This is a genomic window from Corynebacterium mastitidis DSM 44356 (assembly GCF_000375365.1).
GTDB lineage: Bacteria > Actinomycetota > Actinomycetes > Mycobacteriales > Mycobacteriaceae > Corynebacterium > Corynebacterium mastitidis.
On sequence record NZ_AQXB01000031.1, the window covers coordinates 1 to 1,694 of the forward strand.

The window sequence follows — 1,694 nt, forward strand, 5'->3', positions numbered from 1 at the left end:
CCTCACATGGGGCCATCTTGACCTGCGGTGCCCACTCTCCAGGTCTTTAGAATGGCTGGTAATACAGGTGAAAAGAATGTAATGTAGCATTCATACTTGCGATGGAGGTATAGGTATGAAGAAATACGCAGCACTGCCCGCAATGGCAGCACTAGGAATTACCCTCGCGTCCACGACGGTCGCGCAGGCACAACTTGATCACAAAGCAATCACCCAGACCTGGGCACAACGGGTCATCTCCTCAGACCCGGTGTTCCCACTCCACGGCGCCCAGAAGCCGCAATCCCTGGACTGGGCGCTGGTCTACACCCAGGACACGGACCTGATCGACCAGCTCATCGCCTATGACCCGGAGATCAGCGCACAGATCCACCAGCCGCGCACCCTGACGGATTACGCAGGCGAGCCCATCGACAAGCCCACGCTTATGCGCGCGCAGGACAACTCCGCCGTGGTGGCCTTGCCCTTCGACTCCGTAGAGATCACCCCGGACGGCCTCGCGTTCCATGGAGTCCGCGCCGGCGACGTGTTTTCTCCCCAGCGTGAGCCCCACGCAAAGACCACAACCGCACCTGAAACCACGGCAGAGACCACGACGACGCCGGATGACACCGACGCGACGACGGCGCCGACATCAAGTGCCGAGCAGAACCCGCCGGAGACCCCTTCCGTGGACGCATCGGCCACGTTCACCATGCCCGTGGGCGCTGCCCCCGACTCCCTCCGCGCGCTCTACAGCGCCGATGGGGGAGTTACCACCACCGGCACCGCCACCACACAAGCAGTCGCCCCCATCGTCACCGTGACAAGCGATGACCTCGCCTACGCCGGCACGCGCGGGCGCCTCATTAACGGCCAAGGCATCAACCCGCTCTCCCCAGGAGGCGAGATCACCCTGACCCGCAGCGCCCAGATCACCAACCCAGCAGGGCGCAGCACCCACGGCCGCATGAAGGCCTTTACCACCACCGAGAACCCCGACGAGGACCGCCTCGACGGCATCGAAGACGGCCTGACCCCCATTCCCGGAGCAGAGACCAGCCAGAGCATCCCGGAAGAAGGCCTGACCCAAGAACTCCACTTCACCGTGCCGAAGGACGCCTCTATGGTGTACGTGCGCACTGATGTCGTCGATGACGACGACGCCTACGTGGCACCGCCGACCATGCACGCTTTCAACGTGCTCAAAACCGAAATCGACTCCCAGGCTTCCACGGAAGACAAGAACACAACGCTGCGACCCGAAACAAAGCAGAAAGTCTTTAACGAAGTAGATCTCACGTCACTCTCCCCGGGCCAGCCGTACCACGTCATTGCGCAGCTATTTCAATGCACGGCAGGCGACTGTAAAGAAATAGCGGCAGTAAACAGGGAAATCATTCCCCGGGAAGAGATCTCCAAACAATACTTCTCCGTCAACGTCGATACGACAGGATTTACCGAGGATACGACCCTAGAGTGGGCTACCCAGGTGCGCACCGGAACCGGCGACTTCAACAACATGGGCCCGGTTGTCTCCACGGTGGTATCCGAGCCCAACTCCACGGTCCTCTCCCTATCAGGCAGCGTAAACGCCCAGCGTGAGGACGGTACGCGCCGTGAGAATCACGCCGGGTCTACCCAGCAGATCCACGGCCTAGAAATCGGGGAAGAACACCCGCCCGCAGGCAAAGAAGAGGTACGGAAAAACGCCG

1 protein-coding gene is annotated in these 1,694 nt (G+C 61.2%); it reads left to right on the forward strand.

Annotated features, from left to right (window positions below; genetic code table 11):
- Positions 1 to 115: 115 nt before the first annotated feature.
- Positions 116 to 1,694, forward strand: a 1,579-nt coding sequence (locus B140_RS12790; RefSeq protein WP_425304668.1) for a hypothetical protein, incomplete at its 3' end; no start/stop codon positions are given.